At 49.0% G+C, this 20,815-nt stretch carries 16 protein-coding genes; 8 read left to right on the top strand and 8 right to left on the bottom strand.

Features of this window, described 5'->3' with window-relative positions:
* From BZJ17_RS17425 to yqfB, 3 genes are all read left to right on the top strand, one after another.
* Positions 1 to 553, top strand: a 553-nt coding sequence (locus BZJ17_RS17425) for a peroxidase family protein (RefSeq protein WP_347230978.1), incomplete at its 5' end; no start/stop codon positions are given.
* Positions 554 to 734: 181 nt separating this feature from the next.
* Entirely contained in the window at positions 735 to 2,102 is a 1,368-nt protein-coding gene (dcuC, locus tag BZJ17_RS08070; protein ID WP_077640384.1) for an anaerobic C4-dicarboxylate transporter DcuC, read from the top strand.
* A gap of 93 nt (positions 2,103 to 2,195) precedes the next feature.
* Complete coding sequence (gene yqfB, locus BZJ17_RS08065; RefSeq protein WP_077640383.1) at positions 2,196 to 2,540, top strand: N(4)-acetylcytidine aminohydrolase; 345 nt, start codon at positions 2,196 to 2,198, stop codon at positions 2,538 to 2,540.
* Positions 2,541 to 2,603: 63 nt separating this feature from the next.
* Here yqfB and BZJ17_RS08060 read toward each other — a convergent pair whose 3' ends face one another.
* From BZJ17_RS08060 to budA, 4 genes are all read right to left on the bottom strand, one after another.
* Positions 2,604 to 3,713: a glycerol dehydrogenase gene (locus BZJ17_RS08060; protein ID WP_069590201.1), complete on the bottom strand. Its 1,110-nt coding sequence runs from the start codon at positions 3,711 to 3,713 to the stop codon at positions 2,604 to 2,606.
* Between the two features lie 184 nt (positions 3,714 to 3,897).
* Positions 3,898 to 4,656, bottom strand: a complete 759-nt coding sequence (locus BZJ17_RS08055; RefSeq protein WP_077457498.1) for an SDR family oxidoreductase — start codon at positions 4,654 to 4,656, stop codon at positions 3,898 to 3,900.
* A gap of 27 nt (positions 4,657 to 4,683) precedes the next feature.
* A complete protein-coding gene (gene alsS / locus BZJ17_RS08050) occupies positions 4,684 to 6,366 on the bottom strand; it encodes an acetolactate synthase AlsS (RefSeq protein ID WP_077640382.1) in 1,683 nt (560 codons plus the stop codon).
* 41 nt (positions 6,367 to 6,407) lie between these two features.
* On the bottom strand, positions 6,408 to 7,184 hold the full coding sequence (budA, locus tag BZJ17_RS08045; RefSeq protein ID WP_077640381.1) for an acetolactate decarboxylase: 777 nt from the start codon (positions 7,182 to 7,184) through the stop codon (positions 6,408 to 6,410).
* Positions 7,185 to 7,378: 194 nt separating this feature from the next.
* Between budA and BZJ17_RS08040 the strand changes: the two genes are divergently transcribed.
* Positions 7,379 to 8,278, top strand: coding sequence for a LysR family transcriptional regulator (locus BZJ17_RS08040; RefSeq protein ID WP_077640380.1), 900 nt, complete (start codon positions 7,379 to 7,381; stop codon positions 8,276 to 8,278).
* 4 nt (positions 8,279 to 8,282) lie between these two features.
* Here the strand turns inward: BZJ17_RS08040 and BZJ17_RS08035 are convergent, their stop codons facing one another.
* Positions 8,283 to 9,341 (bottom strand): hypothetical protein, encoded by a 1,059-nt coding sequence (locus tag BZJ17_RS08035; protein WP_077640379.1) that lies wholly within the window; start codon positions 9,339 to 9,341, stop codon positions 8,283 to 8,285.
* A gap of 123 nt (positions 9,342 to 9,464) precedes the next feature.
* Positions 9,465 to 10,517 (bottom strand): hypothetical protein, encoded by a 1,053-nt coding sequence (locus tag BZJ17_RS08030; RefSeq protein WP_077640378.1) that lies wholly within the window; start codon positions 10,515 to 10,517, stop codon positions 9,465 to 9,467.
* 332 nt (positions 10,518 to 10,849) lie between these two features.
* On the opposite strand from BZJ17_RS08030, the gene BZJ17_RS08025 reads away from it, so the two are divergent.
* From BZJ17_RS08025 to BZJ17_RS08010, 4 genes are all read left to right on the top strand, one after another.
* Positions 10,850 to 11,632, top strand: a complete 783-nt coding sequence (locus tag BZJ17_RS08025) for a winged helix-turn-helix domain-containing protein (protein WP_077640377.1) — start codon at positions 10,850 to 10,852, stop codon at positions 11,630 to 11,632.
* Between the two features lie 339 nt (positions 11,633 to 11,971).
* Positions 11,972 to 13,462 carry an aerolysin family beta-barrel pore-forming toxin gene (locus tag BZJ17_RS08020; RefSeq protein ID WP_077640376.1) on the top strand — a complete coding sequence of 497 codons (1,491 nt, stop codon included), beginning with the start codon at positions 11,972 to 11,974 and terminating at the stop codon, positions 13,460 to 13,462.
* Positions 13,463 to 13,534: 72 nt separating this feature from the next.
* Complete coding sequence (locus BZJ17_RS08015) at positions 13,535 to 16,387, top strand: twin-arginine translocation signal domain-containing protein (RefSeq protein WP_077640375.1); 2,853 nt, start codon at positions 13,535 to 13,537, stop codon at positions 16,385 to 16,387.
* Positions 16,388 to 16,531: 144 nt separating this feature from the next.
* Positions 16,532 to 17,503 (top strand): hypothetical protein, encoded by a 972-nt coding sequence (locus BZJ17_RS08010; protein ID WP_077640374.1) that lies wholly within the window; start codon positions 16,532 to 16,534, stop codon positions 17,501 to 17,503.
* Here the strand turns inward: BZJ17_RS08010 and BZJ17_RS08005 are convergent.
* A complete protein-coding gene (locus tag BZJ17_RS08005; protein ID WP_077640373.1) occupies positions 17,500 to 18,057 on the bottom strand; it encodes a sugar O-acetyltransferase in 558 nt (185 codons plus the stop codon). The genes BZJ17_RS08010 and BZJ17_RS08005 overlap by 4 nt on opposite strands.
* A gap of 187 nt (positions 18,058 to 18,244) precedes the next feature.
* On the bottom strand, positions 18,245 to 20,692 hold the full coding sequence (locus BZJ17_RS08000) for a M9 family metallopeptidase (RefSeq protein WP_077640372.1): 2,448 nt from the start codon (positions 20,690 to 20,692) through the stop codon (positions 18,245 to 18,247).
* Between the last annotated feature and the right edge of the window lie 123 nt (positions 20,693 to 20,815).

Raw genomic sequence — 20,815 nt, 5'->3', positions numbered from 1 at the left:
GGCTGCTGGCTTCCCCGTCGACGTTCCCTTTGCGCCCGGTCGTGGTGATGCCACGCTTGAACAAACCGATGTAGCGTCGTTTGAGGTGTTAGAACCGGTTGCAGATGGGTTCCGTAACTGGCTGAAAAAAGACTACACCGTTCAGCCTGAAGAGTTACTGCTCGACCGTGCCCAATTGATGGGACTCACGGCCCCTGAAATGACGGTACTACTGGGAGGAATGCGCGTACTGGGGACCAATTATGGCGGTGCGTCGGAAGGTGTGCTGACTGACCGAGTGGGGCAGCTAAGTCATGACTTTTTTGTCAATCTGACAGACATGGCGTATCAATGGAAACCCGTCGGCCGCAACCGCTATGAAATCATTGCGCGCGACTCTGGTGCGGTGAAGTGGACGGCAAGTCGCGTTGATTTAGTGTTCGGTTCAAACTCTATTTTACGCGCTTATGCTGAGTTTTACGCGCAAGATGACAACCAAGCCAAGTTCGTACACGATTTCGTGGCGGCGTGGGTGAAAGTGATGAACGCTGATCGCTTTGATCTCCACCACTAGCCGATAACCTAATCAAGACAAACTGTGATCGCCAAGCCGCCTTTTATTGAGAGGCGGCTTTTTATTTGTCTTAAATCAAGCTCAGGGTTGGTTGTTGTCGTGCTACAGGCAGGGGTTTAGTACAGTGAGCTGAGTAAATTCCATCCCATTCTTTTATCTTTATCATCTGGCGGAGTGAATTATGCTAGAACTGCTCATTGGGCTCGTTGTAACAGTGGCTGTGGGCTACTTCATTGTCAAAGGTTATCGTGCTGCAAGCACCTTGCTAACCGCAGGGATTTTATTACTGATTATCACCGGGTTAATCGGGCACAGTGTGCTGCCGGCTAAATTGACGTCAACGGGGAATCTGTTTACCGACTCGCTGGAATACGTGAAATACATGTTGCAATACCGAGGTGGTGGCCTCGGGATGCAAATTATGTTGTTGTGCGGCTTTGCGGCCTATATGTCGCACATTGGTGCCAACAACGTCGTGGTGAAACAGTTTTCTAAGCCGCTATCGGTGATCAAGTCACCCTATGTGCTGCTCGTAGCGGCTTATATCGTGGCATGTTTAATGTCGCTGGCTGTCAGCTCTGCAACTGGGTTAGGTGTCCTTCTGATGGCAACCTTGTTCCCGATGATGACCGCGATGGGCATTTCTCGTCCTGCTGCCACCGCAGTGTGTGCGTCACCTGCTGCCATTATTTTGTCACCCACGTCGGGCGATGTGGTGATTGCGGCGGAAAAATCCGGGTTGCCTCTCCATGTGTTCGCGGTTGAAACCGTATTGCCGGTCTCTATTTGTGCGATCATCGTGATGGCCGCCGCGGCTTACTTTTGGAATAAATATCTGGATAACAAAGAAAACACGCCGATGGAGCGTGTGGATGTCTCTGAAATAGAAACCCACGCGCCTGCTTATTACGCAGTGTTGCCGTTTTTACCCATTATCGGGGTGTTCCTATTCAATGGGAAAACCATCGAGGGGCTGTATCTTGATATTTATACCATCGTGGTTTTGTCGATCTTTTTAGGGGCATTGGTGGACTTTGCGACCAAGAAATTTGATGGTAGAAGAACGCTAGAAGATCTCGATGCTTGCTATGAAGGCATGGCGGATGCCTTTAAAGGCGTCGTGATGCTGTTGGTGGCTGCCGGTGTATTTGCTCAAGGCTTGATGTCGATTGGTGCGATAGACAACTTATTGGGCCTAGCGGAAAGTGCGGGCGCAGGCGGTATCGCGCTGATGTTGTTGCTAACCCTGCTCACTGTCGCGGCAGCGATTGCGACCGGGTCAGGCAATGCGCCTTTCTATGCGTTTGTCGAGCTTGCCCCCTCGTTAGCTGCGAAGATGGGGCTTAACCCAGCCTTTTTGATTATCCCCATGTTGCAAGCATCTAACTTAGGCCGCACGGTTTCGCCCGTGTCGGGAGTGATCGTAGCGACATCTGGGATGGCAAAACTCAGCCCGTTTGAAGTGGTTAAACGCACCTCGGTGCCAGTTATCTGCGGGTTAATTACCGTGATTATTGGCACGCTTGTATTGGTGCCGATGATGGCGTAACGTCACAAGGTATGGAAAGCCCGCGTGCAAGTGCTCGCGGGCTTTTTTAATCGTATCGCACTATAGGCCAACACAGTTTTGGAAGAAAACAACATGACTGCCCCGACCAAAATCACCTTTTTCTCCACCTTAACGCCCATGGTGGCCGCCGGTGTTAAAACCATCACCATTCGCGATGAATCCGAAAGTCACTATCAACCTGGTTCGCGCGTCGCGGTGCATCAGCTAGAAACCGATCATTATGTGTGTGACATTGTGATCGACAGCGTTGCTCCGCTTGCTTTCGAGGACATTAATGCCCGCCATGCTGAACAAGAAGGAATGTCGCTGACTGAGCTGAAAGCGCTGATTTTGCAAATCTACCCAGAACGTCCTCCGTTGTTTGTGGTTGATTTTCATCTGGCTGAACAGCTCGCGCGCTCGCAGCGCGTGGATTGACAGTGCGCCACTAAAAAAGCGCCCGGCAAAACGGGCGCTTGGTGAATCAGTTGGTTGATGTGTTTAGGCCGCGGAATACCGCTTTGCCATATTATTCGCGGCTAACATGGCGTGATAGACATCGTCTTCGCTGACCGTCATTGGCATATTGCCCATAGTGTCACCGTCTGCACATGCGATGCGCGCAACTTGACGCCACTCTTCTTCAATAAAGGTTTTTAGTCCCATTTGTTCGAGCGTGAGTGGCAAACCCGCTGTTTTGATAATTCGGACCACATTATCAATTTCTTCTTTAGGGGCGTTTTCCAGTACCAATTGGGTTAGCAAGCCAAAGACAACTTTTTCACCATGTTGGGCATGATGCAAATCGGCCACCGCGGTCATTCCATTATTCACCGCGTGCGCGGCGGCAAGACCGCCAGCTTCTGCGCCCACACCACTGAGATAAATTGTTGCTTCGATCATCTGTTCTAGTGCTGGTGTGCTGACTTTACTGGCTAATGCATCCATGGCGGCATCAATGTTTTCACTGAGTAACTCATAGCAAAGCTGAGCGAGGCCAAGGCCCGTGCGTGAAGGGCGCTTTTGGACCAAGTTAACGCCGTCGGCACGATAACAGGCGCGTGCTTCAAAATAGGTAGCCAACGCATCACCTACGCCTGCCGCAAAGAAGCGTGCTGGCGCGTTGGCAATAATGCCGGTATCGGCAATCACTGCATCTGGGTTTTGTGGCAAGAATAAGTAGCGATCAAACTCACCGTCAGGTTTGTAGATCACTGACAAGGCGGTGCAGGGGGCATCGGTTGAAGCAATGGTCGGATATAAAATAACCGGCACTTTTCGCTCGTACGCGACAGCTTTGGCGCAATCTAGGGTTTTCCCTCCACCAATACCGACAATGACATTGGCTTTTTGTTGTTCGGCGATGCCAAGGTTACGATCGATTTCTTGCTGGGTACATTCGTATTGAAATTTCTCGACATGAGCGGCTAAGCCTTCTGCGCGCTCAATGGCTGGAAGCGATGTTTGATTCACCTGATCGAGAAAGAACTCATCGCAAATAATGTACGCGTTAGAACCAAAGTCTTGAATGCTCTCTGGCAATTGGGCCAGTAGACCGGTTCCGATGATGAATTTTTTCGGAGAGGTTACCGTGCGAGGGGTCGTTGCCATAGTGAACTCCATTATCGTTGTGATAGTTTCTTCATGTTAAGAGATGTGTTGGTTTAAGCAATGAGCCCTATGTACTAAATATTTGAAGTGACTCGAATATTATTGTGGCTGAGCTTATGTGGTGAGGTTTAAACAGGCAGCAATCTTGATGCTGCCTTGTTCTACACAAATAGGATGGAAGGAGTTAGACGATTTTAGGTTGACCATCCGAGGCGGTGGCGCCTCCATCAACGGGGAGGTTAACACCGGAGATAAATGATGCGTCGTCACTGACAAGAAATGCTACCGCAGAAGCCACTTCTTCAGGCTCTGCAGGACGGCCAAGCGCGATACGTTCATTAAATTTTTCTCGAACCGATTCAGGCCATCCATTGGTCATATTGGTTTTAACTAAGCTCGGACAAACGGCATTAATACGTACGCCTTGAAGGCCGTGATCAAGTGCCATGGCACGTGTCAAGTTCACAACCGCGCCTTTGGCGGCACAGTAAAAAGCCGCGCCCCAATCACCGCCTAGGCCTGATACTGATGCCGTGTTTACCATCGAGCCTTTAGTTTTAATTAACTCCGGCATGGCATATTTTGCACAGAAGACCACACCATCAATATCCACGCCTGAAATTTTTTCCCAATCAGCCAATGTGCCGTCAATTACAGAGCCGGGTGTGTGGACCCCAGCGTTATTGATCAGCATATCTAGCTGTCCAAAGTGAGACACAACTTCTTGAATCATCGCCTCTACCGCTTTTGGATCTGACACATCGACAGAGAGCTTCAAGACGCGATCACTATCGTATTTTGCGGCTGTGTCATTTAATGCTGCTTGGTTCCAGTCTGCAATGGCCACTTTAGCGCCTTCTTGATAGAGGCGGTCGGCAATGGCTGCGCCAATGCCGTTTGCAGCACCGGTTATCAATGCCACTTTTTGATTAATACCTTTCATAGTTATCTCCATTATTTAGCTTATCTATTAGGCGAATACCGGATCCATACTGCCGGCCTCACGAGGGGCCATCAGCTTGTAGTTGTCACTGTAATCAACAGGAATTGCGATCACTGCGGGCCCTTCGGTATCCATGGCTTGTTTCAATTGGCTGGCGAGCTCTTCTTGGCGGGTGACCGCAAAGCCTTTAGCGCCAAACGCTTCGGCGTAGGCCTTAAAGTCAATCGGGCCGAATTTCACACCGGAAAAGCGCTGATATTTTTTGACSTCTTGCATCTCAACCATGTTGTAGGCGTTGTCTACCCAAATAATGTGTAGCAAGTTGCATTTGAGGCGCACAGCAGTCTCAAGCTCCATGCTCGATTGCATAAACCCACCGTCTCCGGAAACGGACACCACTTTGCGATCGGGGTTGAGCAAGCTAGCACCGATCCCCCAAGGAAGCGCAACGCCCATGGTTTGTTGACCGTTCGAGACCAACAATTGACGGGAACGGAAGCAGTTGAGGTAACGGGCAATCCAAATGTGGAAACTGCCCATGTCCAAGCACAAGGTTGTGTCTGGGGTGATCACATCCTGCATCACTTTGATTAGGTGTAACGGATGCAAAGCAAACTCTTGGTGTGACTGGCTATAAGCCCGAATCGCTTGACGTTGGTGGGCGACTTCTTCGAGCACATCGACGGTGGTAGACGGCATCAGCCAGTGGTGATCGAGCTGCTCGGTGAGTGCTTTCAGGGTAGGCTCAATTTGACCCACGAGCTCAACGCTGGGGCGATAGTAGTGCTCGATTTCCGCAGACTCGACATCAATATGAACGATGTCTGTGTGATGGGTATTCCAAAGTTCAGGGTCGTATTCAATCGGGCTAAAGCCAATGGTGATGATAAGATCTGCATCTGCAAGCAATAGATCACCGGGTTGGTTGTTGAACAAACCCACGCGACCCGCAAAGCGCTGGTAGTAGCTAATATCAACGGTACCTGCCGCCTGATAGGTGCCGAGAACGGGTAATTGGGTACGATTAAGCAGAGTACGAATAGCGGCGGCATTCTCGGGGCGACTGGCTTGTAAGCCTAGGAGGAAAACCGGGTTTTTCGCCGCTTTGATTTTACTGGCTGCCTCGCTGATGGCTCGCGTATCTGCCATGCCGGGCTGGGCGGGGAAGGTTGGCGCGAGAATATCGCTTTCCACAGGTTCGTTGAGAATGTCCATAGGCAGACTGACAAAGGCAGCGCCGGGGCGGCCGCTTTCTGCTGAGCGGAAGGCATTGGCAAGGATCTCAGACGCAGCAGTGCTGGCTTGAACCTCGGCGCTGTATTTGGTGACGGAGCGGAATACGCTCACGGTATCAAGGCTTTGGTGGGTTTGTTTTTGTTGATCGGCCCGTTTCACTGCACCCCCTAATGCGACCAAGGGATCGCCTTCAGAGGTTGCGGTTGCAAGGCCGGTAACCAAGTTGGCACAGCCAGGGCCAGAGGTCACCATGGTCACACCCGCCTTGCCGGTTAGACGGCCGACGACGCCTGCCATAAACGCACCATTCGCCTCGTGACGAACGGGGATCATCTTAATGTTGGTGTCTTCAACCGCGTCAAAGAGACGGTCAATTTTGGCGCCAGGAATACCAAAAATGTATTCCACGCCTTGGCGTTCTAGGTGATTTGCGATCAGTTGTGCGCCATTGTCCCACTGTGTTTTTTTAGTCATGTTGGGCTCCTCGTGAGGTTGCCTCCCGATGGGAGGTGATATTATTTTTCTGCTTGTTCGATAGCGGCGTGTATGTTGTCCGGCGTTAAGTTCGCGCCGAGGAAGCTGGCATTGGTCGGAAGATCAATCACCAGTTTAGAGACCCGTCCAATTTGCAAGGTGCCACAAGCCAATTCGTAGTCTTGGACATGGCCACCGCCTTGGCGTGTGTCAGTGATAAAGTGCTCGTGATAGCCAGCGACATTGATCCCTTGGGTATATTGTGGGCTGCGAAAACCAGCAATCACGCCATTGACATGGTCAAAGCGAAACTCAGGTTGTGCAGCGATGGCCTCAAGCATGGGTTTGTACGGTGGGGTTTGTTTGGGCACAGTGCGAGTGCGTACATGCTCAAAGGCACCATCGATACGAACCGCACAAAAAATATTGTCGCTTGGCACCAAGCTATCGATGACATCATGCAGCTCTTGGCGCGACATGGGGTGATCAAAAGATTGGTTGATCTCTGGCTTGAAGAAGGTCATGACCGCAAAGGGGGTCTTTTGGTCCGGGTCGGCATGACGCGCCGAGCCATCACCGCGCAGCTGAAATATGGTTTTATCAAAGGCGATGAGTTCACCGTCTAGTTGGTTAAATGTGCCGAGGCCGAAGTCGCCATGTTTGAGGAGATCGGCCATGGTGGTGTCGCCTTCGTAGACGCCATCAATCAAGGCACTCATCAGGGAGGTTTGATAGATTTCGCCTTCTCCAGTGTGTTGGTGATGCTCAACGTAGGCGGCCGCAATGTGCTCGGCACAGTGGCAGGTTTGGGTGCTCATAAAGCGTCCTCGTTAACCGTGTTTAACAACCGTTCTGATAACCAAACGGTTTGTTGTATGAAACCTATAGATATGATGCGAGCTGACGTGGATAGCATCCAATACAAAAAAGGTTGGCTTTGATATCGAAAAGATATGGCACATAAAAAACGTGGTAAGATACTGAATATCATTGATTTCTCAAAGGCAGGGTCATGGAGCTAAGGTATTTACGGTATTTTGTGACGGTGGCAGAGTGCCGACACTTCACCCGCGCAGCCGAAAAGTTGGGCATTGCGCAACCACCACTGAGCCAGCAAATTAAAAAGCTAGAGCAAGAGGTGGGGGTGCCGTTATTTGAACGCTTATCTCGCGGGGTGGCGTTAACACCCGCCGGTCAGGTGCTTTATGATGATGCGGTGAAAATCTTGGCGCAGTTAGATCATGCGGTACAGCGGGTCAAACAAGTGGCGCGAGGAGAGCGGAATCAACTGCGGCTTGGATTTGCCAGCTCGACGGTGGTGAGCCAAGCCGTGTTAGAACTTGTTCGGCGGTTACAGCAAGCCCATCCAGACATTGATTTTCAACCCATAGAGTTACCCATGCCAGCGTTGGTGGAAACCTTGCGCCAACAGGATGTCGATCTCGCCTTTCTACGCTTACCATGTTATGCCAGTGAACACGTGGCACACACGCCCTTGTTTCCTGATCCGTTTAAGCTGGTGGTGCCTGCTAATCATGCTTTTGCCAAGCAACAAAGCGTGACGTTGTCACAACTAGGCGATGATCCCATTATTCTGTTTCCGCGTGATATTGGCCCAGGATTGCATGATGCCTTGGTGGATGCCCTAAAAGGGACGGGATTGACGCCATCGAATGCCTCGCTAGCGCCACAATTGCATTCAGCAACGGCGATGGTTTCAGCGGGGTTTGGAATTGCCTTAGTGCCTGAATCATTGACTACGCAACTGAGCGACCATGTCGCTGTGGTCGCGGTTAAAGACATGCCCTTAGTGAGTCACGTCGTATTGGCGTGGCAGCGAACTAATACCGCTCATGTTGTGCGTCAATGTATTCATACCGCACGAGAGCAAGTCACTCAGATGRCAAGCTGAGCCGTTAAGACCGTTGAGCGGCATGCTGTAAAAACTCTAATTGCATCCGCTCTTGCTCAGTCATTTGATAGGGCTCGTCAGATAGTTGCCCAGTATCAAAAATGCCGAGGAAATAATGGTCTTGAGGACTGATGCCAAATTGTGCTCGCTCACCGGGATAGCCGGACATACGTTCAATCACCACGTCCTTCAGTTGCCATTCATCACCATAGCCGCTCATTGAAGCCCGAAATGCGCGCAGCTCCAGCGATTGTTCTCCCTCACTGAGGCGTGTCTTAGTGGTTAACACCGCAACGGGTTGATCGTCAGCAGTAAATAAATTGGCACGTACTCGATAAATACCGCCTTTATCGATATCCAAAACGAGTGGAATAACCATATCCGGCCCACGGCCGAAAACTGGCTTCACCCCTTTCACTTCCGCAATAGGTTGGTAGAGGCGGAAGTCCGCGGTGAGTACATCGTCGCCACCATCAAAACTGAGTGCCGCTTTGAGGCGAAGCTCAATAGGCCAATCGGCTTCGGGCTCAATACTCCACTGTGTATCTGTGACATCGAGGCGGGTCAGTTCCTGATTAGACTCGACATCAATGACCGATAAGGTCGCGTGATTAAAAGAGGCTGGGGTGACCAGTGAGGCTTGGATGTTTTCTGGGTAAAAGTAACGGTATTGGTTAAGCTTCAATGCCGCTTTCACCGAGCCATCGAGAATCGGCATCGGCGTCGAAACATACCGATTCCAGTGTAGATAAGGGCTTTGCTTTGATGGAATGGGGATCGAGTAGGAGGGGTGCTGGATTTGCTCCGCATAATCGGCCGCTATATAGCTGAGTGTGGGTGTCATCGAAGTCTGCACGATATCGGGCTCTTCGGGACGATATTGCGTATTTATAGCGGTAGATGCTTGCGTCGGTGGTACGTATTCGGCAGTGTCAGGCGACGGCAGTTGATGGTTCTGCTCAGCAGTCAGTGTGGCAGGCGGAGCGTCGGGAACATCAAGCCATAGATAGGCAGTAACTCCAATAGATACTACCAAGGTTACTGCGAGTAGCAGTCTAGTCATAGCAATCCCTAATTAACGATTCGTGAATAAACTAACACAGCTGATAAAAGCGAATAAATCTGACCAGCTGCTCTTTGTGAAAAAAAGAGCAGCTTTGTTGGTCAGGTCACAGCATGACCGAGATTATTGCGGAAGGGCATGAACAAGCTCGGACAAGGTGTCACGGTCGGAATCACGGACAAAGCGATATTTCTTACCAAACCAGCCATCTTTATCCACGGTTTCGACGGTAATCCGCGAATTATCACCGAGCACAAGCTCAGGATCAGTTGCTGTGACTTTTCCCTTGTGCCAAGGGTTAAAGATGGTGAGGTGGCTATACTTATCGCCCATCAACAGCGGATAGTGCAACGGCATAAAGCGTTTAACGCCTTTATGGACGTAATCCAATTTACCATCAAACTCAATAGTGGTGGAGCAACTGTCAAACTCATCGGCATCGGCGGCACCACAGGCTGAGTGGGCGGCGACCACGCCATCATCACTACCCGGAATAAAGGGAGACGTAGTACCCAAAAAGTCCGAACCATTGCCCACAAAGCGAATACGCGGCACACGGTTATCTGGCCACATCGCCAATTGGCGTGCATTAGCTACTTTTAAGTCATTCAGTACGCCAATGTTGTCTTTGGTTGGCATTTGTCCCATCCAAAGTGACACGGCTTTTTTCATCGCATGGTTTAGCCAGCCACCACCTTCGGCAAGGTTAACGGCGATGTTGGCTAACTCAACACCGCCACCGGCGCCAGCAAAATCAAAGGTGCCGACAATATTGAGGGGCTCAAGCCCGGCGTTGCTCAGCCAGTTTTCTTGGTTATCGAGCAGATAGCGTGCTACTAGGTCGCCGGTAGAGTGAGTGACTAAAATGCAGCCGGACAGACAGGTTTCTTGCTCGGAAAGGTTTTTCAACGCAGGCCAAAGATAATCGGAAGCTATTTTCCCTTCGATGCGTTCATGAGCAGGCCAGTCAATCCGAGCATCAGCATGCTGTAACCAGAAGTTTTGCCAATAGTCGCCGCCATCGCGTACCACCTCATCATGATCAGGACGCGTTTTTAGTTGTGCGGGCTGAAAACCATGCACTAATACAATGTTGTATTGCCCGATGGCAGCAAAGCTTATTGAAGACATCATAAGTAGGGCGATTGCCATCGTTATCTTATAAATATATTTCATTATTGTTGCCAACCTGTTTTGAGTAAACACTCAGTATTATATAGCTTACTATGCAATAACTTCCATAGTAATAAATAGCTCAGTAATCAATCATTTGACATCGTTCCAAAATTTGTATCTGATTTATTTGTCTGTTTTGTATAGAAAATAAACCATTGATGGCGATTTATTATCGGTTTTATACGTCTAATCGCCTAATTTTATTGCGGTTATTATTTTTTATATTAATAGAGTGAGTCTCACTTTTATGTAAAATGTGATCTTGTTTCGAATTAAAATGTTTACTATCGCAATGATTTATTGAGTTTTTTATAATCAAAAAGAAAAAGCCTATGATTTACTTCGACGCTGTTGCTAGGAAACTCCACAAAGACCACAAATCGACTCGACTTGGCTTCCGTGAAGCTTTAGTGCTGGAATGTTTGTTGCTGCATGCCCCAAAGACTGTATGTAAGCAAACCTTGATCTGTTACGCGTGGGGAAATGAATACATTGGTCAAACATCGTTAGCCAAATCAATCAGTGCGCTGAGACGAAGCCTTATGGCGATTAGCGCGGATCCGACGTTGGTCGTCACCGTACCCAAGCAAGGCTATCGCATGGTAGAGGGTATGGTAGAAACCAAGACTGTCAGCGAGTCACAGGCAACTGTAGAGCAAACTAAGGTAGCACCGTTAACGACGAATGTAGCAACGGGTATTTCTGCTAGCGACTCGAGGCAGGGCGATGACAATAAGGCAGTATCGAGCAAACCGATACGCCAGTGTGCCATGATGGCGTTGATGTTATTGGCATGTGTGGCGAGCAGCGTGTTTGTGGTAGGAAAAATCAATGGCTGGCGCTGGAGTGATTTGGTTCAGCGAGGCGGGCTGACACAGAAACGTGTCGGAAGCCTTTACGTTTTTTATCCGCAAGAAACACGCCTTGATTTTCCAATGGAGCAATTTTTAACCCACAGTCAGTGTGATTGTCTCGTTTACATAGAAAAAAAGCACAAGTATGCCACGATTCATTTTGTCTCAAGAAAGACGAATCGCAGTGTGCTTATCCGATATTCTCCTTTCAATATTGAGCATGCCACTCATGAAATTGAGCAATTTCTCGCTGGGGAGTAAAAATAGAGTATTTGCTTTATTTTTATAAGCCTTGTTGAGTAGATTTTGCAACGTCTTATTATTTCGACTTCCTACCATAGAAATCCATACCTAAATAATAGTGCATTGACTCTAATTGGCTTTCTTTGCTTTTCTGGGGGTGAGTTTTGTTCCTGAATAAATATCACGTTTTACGTTATGAGAATAAATATGAATTCAGCTTAACGTAATGAACTATATAGGGAATTTAAATCATCGTTTTTCATTTTGTTTTTGTTATTGGCTATGGAAAGGTCAAAAGGGTCAGCTTTGGAATGGCCGACAAGACTCTAATAACACGTAACAAAAGGAAGACGTCAAATGGCGACAATCTCACGTACAACAACCTTGACTCTCTCCACCATCGCAGTGCTCGTCAGTGCGGGGGTTGCTCAGGCGAGAGTCTATCCTGACCAAATTGTGCTCGATACCTTAGGCGATGACCAATGTCGAGCCAACTATCGGCCATTAACAGCAGACGAGGCGAGTACCCACCGCCACTTCTTGATGGACCGCATGGGAAAATGGCAAATCGCTGGACTTGAAGGCGATTGGGCGATCATGGGTAGCGGCTATAACGGTGAAATCAAACACTACGGCCAAACGAAAGATACATGGTGCTATCCCATCAATGATGAGGGCGAGATTCCGGATTACGCTGCTCAAAGCGTACCAGAAGGAACTGAGCTCGATGTTCAATATGCTCTGGTCAACAACCGTAGTGATTTTATTAAACCATTGAGTTATCTCGCGCACTACCTGGGTTACGCATGGGTGGGGGGCAACCACAGTGATTACGTCGGTGAAGACATGAACGTTTGGCGTTCCGGCGATCAATGGCTGATCCGCGGCAACAATGATGGTGGGTGTGATGGCTACCGCTGTGGTGATAAGACCACCATCAAAGTGGATAACTTTGCCTACACCTTAAATGACAGCGATTTTTGGCATGGTGATGTGGTTGAGTCCGATAAACAGCTAGTCAAAACGATTTCTGCCGTCGCTCGAAATAACCTCGACGAGCCTCAACAAGTGGTCGTTGACCTCAAAGTCGATGAGGCCACCAATTGGTCGAAAACCAATACTTATGGATTTGCGCAAAAAGTACAAACAGAAAACGAATTTAAGTGGCCATTGGTAGGTAAAACCAAGCTCACTATCTCATTTGAGGCGAATCAAAGCTTTGCTAACAGCAATGGTGGCTCGAGCAGTGAGCAGGTGACGTTACAAGCGCGCCCATTTGTTCCGGCGAACTCCGAAATCCCTATTCGCGTTGAGCTTTATCGGTCGAGCATTTCTTATCCGTACCGCTTTGGCGCCGATATTAGTTATGACGTGACTTTTGACGGTTTCTTGCGTTGGAGCGGTAACGCGTGGCATTCGCACCCTGAAAATCGTCCTACAGTACGCCACACCTTTACGATGGGACGTAGTAGTGAGCCGTCTGCGGATATCGCACACCAATGGCATCACCGCTACATTCCTGGCGAAGTGAAATGGTGGGACTGGAGCTGGGCAGTTGAAAAATATGGCCTAGAAAGCATGCAGTGGGCAACAGGGAAGAGCTTGCGTCCGTTCTATTCCTATGTGTCGGGTGATTTTTATGCGGAATCCCAGTATGCAGGGACCATTGAGCTTGGCCAAGCGAAGCCGATTGGCAAAGCGACTTCCTCTCGCGTTAAGCGCTCTATTTCACCAATGACCACGACTGGTGAAGCAAATGGGGTGGAATTGATTTCTAACTTTGACCCCGATGAACTGGCGAGCCTCGGTTTCGACAATGCCGAGTTGACCATCAAGCCGGTTAAATAACCTCAAACCCGCATCTGAAGATGCGGGTTTTTTTATCCATTCAAGATAATCCCGATTGAAAAGAGGACGATCATGAAAAGCAAATGCAATGTCTGGGAAGGGCTTCGCTCCCAAAGTCGTCGTCGTTTTTTAACCCATTCGTCGGCGGCCGTGTTAACCATAGCGGCGGGTGCCGTGTTACCAAAATCTGTCAAAGCGGCACAGTGGATCGCACCAACCACTTCAGCAGGGCTCAGTGAGCTTGATGCGATCAGTTTTTACACGGAYTCCTCAGAACATCGCGGTTTAGGGTTAGACCGAGTGGATTTCGAGACGTCCACTGACGAAGCTAACTACCTCGCGCATGTGATGTTTCAGAATATGATGAAACATAACTTTCGGATCCATCACAGTGGGCTAAGTTCCGACATAGGCGGTGCGGTTGAGCCAAATGACGATGTACTAGCCATGCATGATAATCAACAGTCAGTAAGTGATGTTTATGCGCGCTATCAAACCTACTTTGATGACTATATGGCTGAATACATCAGTCAATATTTACAGTATGGCTATAAAGGGCAAGACAATGTGGACGTCAATAATCGCCTTGCCTACAACAGTTGGGACATGATCAAAGCGCATGCCAATATCGACTTGGCAGAGAAAGGGGAAACCTTCAAACAAATCATTGATGAGCTTTACGCCATCGCGACAAACTATTGTCAAAATAATGCACTGGGACAGTACAAGCAAAATGCGTCTTATTGGTTAGATGAGCTGGTCACATACTACCAGCAAGATAGTACGCTTGAGTCGCTGCTTAACGATTGTGCGGTAAACGACAATGCCGATAACCGCTTCAATATTGCGGTTCAAAAAGTGAATGCGACGAGCGCGAAAATACGCACTTTAAATATTGCAGCAGGCCGTCCCAAAACGGAGGACGCGCTGCGTGACATCGAACGCGTACTATTCGGCACTGTGATTAACGGCGTCGCGTTTAGTTTGCGCTGGGGGAGTGAGAGCGATCAGTATTCTGTGCTCGCCAATGAGGAGAACTTCTTGGCCGTTGCCCGTATTCTGCAGAACAATGACTCGTCGACTCAAAGCCAGTTCTGGCAGCAATTCTTTAGCAATAATGGTGGTGAGCATAGCGTTTGGAATACGCTTAAAGGACTTGGGTTACGCGATGAGACCTTAGGGAATGATGCTACTCAGCAAGCGTTGACGAGACAATATCCTGAATTGGCAACGCCGGTCAGCGGCCAACGAAGTATGACTGACATTGTACTATCTTCGTTGACCTTGTTACTGGGGGTAGGACATTTCACTTGGGCATCCGCGACAGACAGAGAAGAGTGGGATAATCCCGTTGAACTTATCGGGTTGGGAGCCGCATTTATCGAAACCTCGCTGCAAATTAGCTACGAGATCCTTGCGACTAAAGTGACACACTTTTTATTCGGTAATGGAACACCAAGAACCGATGAGATCGCGAAAGTCATGTCTAAATTTAGTCAGTTTCTGGGCAAACTGACCGGTCGTGTTGCCAAGTTTATGAACGTTGAGCGTCGAATTGCGGAGTCATTATTTCTCGGCAGAGTATCGAGTCTGGTGAGTAAATGCTTTGTAGGGCTCGCCTTTATTGCGGTCGGCATTGCCGGATGGAATCTTGGCCAAGCGATTGCCAGCGGTGATGTCGCGGATATTGTGTGGGCTTCAGTTAACTTCTTGATATCGGGCGCTGCATTTGGGCTCGCGGTCGCGGCACTGATGGGAAGTGTGTTGGCAGGACCGTTAGGTATTGTGGTCGCTATCGTAGGTATCGTTGTCGCGATTGCACAATGGATTTTCGATGCTTTACGTCAGCCGGAGCCCGAGCCTTCGCCGATACAGCGTTATACCAATGAAGTGGTGCGACCTGCAGACCTCATTCATGCCGACGTTGGTCAGTACATTTGTCGTACTCGGATATATTCGGATGCGCATACCTGCTTTAGGCCGTTTGATGTGAAAACGATGAATACCGATTGGAGAGAATTGCCATCTATTGAGGATCATAAAACCCGCACGCATTTGGCTGCGATGGTATCTTCTCAAATCACGGGTCGCACTTATTACTTTGGCGGTGATTTCGATTACCCTGAGTTTGGTCGTACCGATCGATTTTTCAGCGATGGGTTTAATGATAGTTTGAGCTACGAACAATGGAACCCAGATTGGCAAATAGATCGCTGCACAATAGCAAGTGAATGTGTTGACCGTCACTCAAATAGCCAAGCATTATTTTTATGCGAAAAGAGTTATTCGAAGTATCTGTACTTCACACAAGGCATCGAAGATGCCCCACAAAGCAGCGACATTATTCAGCTTCCGACGTCACGCTCGCAGGACATTCTTGATATTGTCGCGGTACACCAGCAGCAGTCATGCATCTTTATTGTGGTTTGCAAAGACAAGCATGTTTATCAAATCAAAGATGGACAGGTATCACTCATCACCGAAGATTTTACCGATGGCTACCCGGATGACTACTTCCCATCGTTAACGCTCGTTTGTACTGGCGATATGGTGAGTATCTTCTATACCCTTGATCTGGATGGTGTTGCAGAAGAAGATCGTCGCCTATATCAGACAATTATCGAGCGTGATGAACAACACAACTTTACTCAGGTGCGTTTACTGCAAGATATGCCGCTACCTGAGGGGGCTCATAGTGGGGGGCTTCATATTGTCGGTCATTACACGCCACCAGTAGGGGACAATGATGGTAGACACGAATTTATTCTTGTGTCGCAAAGTCGTTATAAACGTTTTGGTGCCATCGAACCTGAGCAACAGACCCAAGGCGAGGGGAAAGCACTGCGCTTATTCGGCGGGGTCGAATTTTATGTGCCGAACTCGGGCTTCCATGGGTTTTACAAAAATACCTTTATCCCTCGATAAGCACTTATCTACCGCCGTCACGAATGTGGCGGCTTTTTTTCCTTTTTATTCATGACTGCGCTCTCACTCCTTTTATGTGCTTTCTTAATATCCATCTTTTGACTAGGGTTAATAGCACGAAAAAGCAAAAGACGGAGCGTGAGTATGAAAAACTGGCTACTGATTATCGTGGTCTATGCTGCCTCAGTGGGTCCTTTATGGGCTGCCGACGTCCTCTTGATTGAGAGCTATCACAAAGAATACGGCTGGGATGAAAGCTATATTCGTGGGCTTGAAAGTACGCTTGGCGATGATGTGACCTTACACACTTTTGAGATGGACACTAAACGCTTACCGAAAGCTGATTACGACAGTCAAGCCGACAAAGCCTTTGCTATGTATCAACAGGTCGCGCCAGATGTAGTGGTGCTGGGTGACGATAATGCGTTGGGCTACATGCTACCTCGATTACAAAATGAAGATATCGATATTGTATTTTTAGGTATCAATTCTAACCCACGTCGATTGATGGCCAAATATAGCGGTAAGGCGAGAGTAACCGGTGTGCTTGAGCGCCCGCTATTTGCGCGCAGTATGCGAGAGATTGGACAGATGTTGGATAAAGATAAGCTCATTGTCAAAATCATGTTTGATGCAGGGACGACCGCGACCATTGCCACTGATCATATCAGTAAACAGTATCAGAGTTTGAAGAACAAACTGGGGATTGATGCTACGATTGAGAACCATGAGACGTTTGACGCGTGGAAAGCCTCGGTCAACAGTAGCGATGGCTATGACATTATTGTTGTGGGACTCTATCAAATTATCCGTGATAGCAATGGTAATGTTGTAGACCCGGATAAGGTGTTGGCATGGACCAACCAACACAGTGCGATCCCTTTGTTTGGTTTCTGGGACTTTTCAGTGGGTAAAGGCCAAACCGCAGGTGGGGTGGTGTTATTTGGTGAATCACAAGGCGTTCAGGCGGGAGAGTACGTCAATCGGATACTGGCTGGTGAAGAGGCGTCCTCTATCTCGGTGATTCATGGCAAACAGGGACGCGCCATTTACAGTGGGGCCGAGTTTACTCGCTGGGGACTTAATGCGCCAAATGGCTGGCGCAATATTGATTAATCGTGATGATTAAGCGACTTGATTAACCGTGCAGGCGTGCCACCGTACAGGCTGTCAGGTGGCACGTCGTGTTTCACCACCGCATTGGCGGCAATGACGCTGCGTGCGCCGATGGTGACGCCTTGACAGATCACCACATTACCGCCAATCCATACATCGTCTTCGACCACAATCGGTTTACACCAGGTCTCCCACGAGCGGCGGCTTTGATAATCGAGAGAGTGGGTTGCGGTGTAAAACTGGGTATTGGGGCCAATCAGCACATGGTTGCCAATCGTGATCGGGGCCCCATCCAGCATAGTGGCATTCATGTTGATAAAGGTGTTACTACCAATCTGTATGGTTTCGCCAAACTCACAATAAAACGGCGGTTGGATCACCGAACCCTCGCCGATAGTGTGTAATAACGTGTTGAGCAGTTGCTTTCTTGTTGCCGTCTCTACGCTTTGGTTGAATGCTTGCAAGGTTCGTGTGGCGTGGTCCCGCCGGATATCAATGGAGCCATCGCTGTCATCAAACACAAGTCCTTGGCACATCTTTTCCCATTCGGTCATGGTTTCTCCTTATTATTCGTGAATAGCGATAAAGGTTGGTTCTCGCCGCATTGTCTCAATTTGTGTGGGAGAGAAAACAGCAATCATCCCTTGCGTCTTTTTCCTCTTTCTATTCTTTTCCCATTTATATGGCAACCGAACAAAAAAGCGCCACTCGGCAGTGGCGCTTGGTAACATTTTTTAGTGCTTAGCGAAAATAAACACGCACATCGGTTTGGCTTCGGCTTCCATCACCTACAAGTAGCAAGTGCAGACGCTGCTGGTCACGTAAATCAACTTCGATGTACTGGTTGCTGCCCGGTACGTTAGAGGCTGCTTGGTTTTGTGCTTGCGTGGGCCAGTAATCCTCGGCGGCGAATACGCTCAGATCCCCCGYGTCACCATCCGCCATGACCCACACTTGCGCCTTGGTGGCTCCCGCAGGTACATCGGCATACAGATAGCGACGTTGATAAACGCTAATACTGTTTGGGCTGGCGACGTTAAGTTGCGTTGGGCGCAAGTCATCAGTGCCTGCCGGTGTTTCAGGATCTGGTTCTGGGGTTGGCTCGGGTTGCACTTGGCCTTCTGCATTCACTTTGACAGTGACATCGGTAAAGTCACCACGACCGGTGACACTTAAGGTATACCGACCTGGTTTCACATCATTAAGCGTCACGGTTTCATTACTGGTTTGGTTCCACTCGGTAGCGTCAAAATCGTAATAGTGCGCTTGACGGCCTTTTGCCACGTACAGATCCGCGTTGCCCTGTCCTTCGATACTAAATGTCAGCGCACTGGCAGAGTGGGCTAGATCAATTTGATACAGGTGCTCACTGTATGCTTGACCGCTAATGGTGACGGTTTGACCGAGAGACAGTGTTGTTACTTCTGGCAGCTCTGGCTCTGGCTCTGGCTCCGGCTCCGGTTCTGGACGAGGTGGTTCGCCGCCATTGGTGTCTTCCAAGGTGGTCAGCCACTGCGCAAACTCTTGGTCATAACGATGGCCATAGTCTTTAACTAAATTTGCCCACTGCTCGAATTTCCCGGTGCGACCCGCGTCAAGCAAAGTATCCACAGCCTCAGGATGCTTTTCAAACAAGAAGCGTACCGCCAAATATCCCCAGCGATACACGCGGTTCACATCATGTTGGTAGGTGGTGGCAAACACGTCACTGAGTGAATAGCCGCCTTCTTTGCCTAAGCGAATTGCTTCGGCATAGTCATCTCCATGGGCCATATATTCAGCAAAGCCTTCTAACCACCAGACGGTATGACCGTGGCGAAGCACGTCATTGAAGTCGCCGTACATGTTAAATCGACCATCGAGATAATGGACATACTCGTGTTCAAGGTTCCAAATCGAAAGCGATTGGCCATTATCATTACGGTAAGCAATAAAACGGGCTTGGTTGTCCGGGGCGGCAGGGTTTCCTTCTAAGTATTGACCACCATTATCCGTCGAGTTACCAAACAAAAATGAGGAATAGGTTTTGTAGTCGGACGGGTTATCAAACACCACAACTTCAACGCTGTCGTTCAGATCGTCGGCGACCGCTTGATAACCTGAGTTAACGGTTTGATGGAAGGCAACTTCTTTGTTGTGCAGGCTTTCACATGCCTGTTGCGATTGCGCTTGTGTCATGCTTTGTGAACGAATGATCGCCGGACCGTCACATTGGTGACGATAAGGCATTACTTTGGCTTCGAGCGTGGCTTTGGCATCAGACAAGCCTAATTCGGCCATCTTGTCGGGAGCGTAAGCATCCACCATTTCTACCATGCCCACCCAAACGGCGTCGTTTGGACCGCCCAACGGGAAACGGGGTAATAGATCTCTATAGTGGCTAGTCACACGATCTCGCACGCTGGCTTGGGGGGCTATCAATAGTCGTCCCATTTCGCGGACCGTATTTGATACCAACAACGCGCCGTGGTTGCTGTTAGACAGCTTAGGGTGATTGATAACGAACTGATAAAGGCGGTCAATCAAGGAGAGATCAGCGGCGAGCACATCGTAAAAGGCTTGACGAGATTGGTGGCCAGCCATAGCGCGGAAAAGGTTATTGAGCGCATCCGCGTAACGGCGCTCGTCTAAGCGTTCTTGGTCGAGGTTTTCAAGCAGTTGAATTTGCAGGTCTAGGGTTTGCGGCAAGCGCTTGATGCTGTCGGCCATCAGCGTTAAACCATGCAAAGCATCGGTTTGGGCGCTACCCTTGGCCGTGGCGAAAGGTGAACGTAAGAACGTATTGATCGCATCCGCAAGGCGATCGCCCAGCGAGTCAGAGTAGTCAGGATTTGCTTTATCGCCATAGAAGCGAACATAGTAGGCGGCACGCACATACTCAGCTAAGTTAGCAATTTGGCGAGCTTGGTCGTCCTCACCCTGATAATGGGTAATGGTCTGCGATAAACGCTGTGCCACTTTGCTTACAAAAGTTTCTTGGTAGACGTTGCTGTATCGAATAGACGTGGTGTCATACCAGCTGGTAAAGCAACTGCGTTCAGCACTCATAATGGCTTGGATTGGTGCGTTGCTCGTCGCCAAATCGGCAATCTCACATTGAGCATCAGCCCATGCACTAGTGCTGCTAAATGCAGCGAGGGCAATCAGTGCCGATAAAGGTTTAGGTCGGGAAGGGAATAATGTATACATTTCAGGCTCCTAGATATCATTAGGCGGAGCCGTTATAACGATTTTACCGACATGCTTGGGTTATAAAGCCCAAAAGTTAGGGCTTGGTTCCGTTTTCTTTGTCTATTCTGCTATTCATGCATC

Origin of the sequence: Salinivibrio sp. IB574, assembly GCF_001996205.1 — a bacterium.
In the GTDB taxonomy this organism is placed as follows: Bacteria; Pseudomonadota; Gammaproteobacteria; order Enterobacterales; family Vibrionaceae; genus Salinivibrio; species Salinivibrio proteolyticus.
Note: the sequence above shows the minus strand (reverse complement) of the source record. Positions and strands in the feature narration are given on the sequence as shown.